1 pseudogene is annotated in these 208 nt (G+C 50.0%); it reads left to right on the forward strand.

The annotated features are described in order from the left end of the window. Window positions 1–10 precede the first annotated feature (10 nt). Window positions 11–208 (forward strand): annotated as a pseudogene (locus tag ACYVTD_RS19275) (hypothetical protein); the annotation flags it as partial.

The following is a 208-nucleotide window of genomic DNA, read 5'->3' on the forward strand; positions in this document are numbered from 1 at the left end:
AGAAGGGCTTTTGATTATATTAAACACTGTCGGCGGGGATGTTGAGGCGGGGCTTTCGATTTTTGGGATGAGTGGGGGGGGTTTAAAGCCGACTGTTTCGATTTTTTTTGGGGGGGGGGGACGCACCCCGGGGAAGCATGCCGACAATGCTATTCCCCTGCCAAAAATTTTTACCAAACAATACCATGATACAGAGAGGACACAACCG

This window comes from Treponema sp. R6D11 (assembly GCF_054786075.1).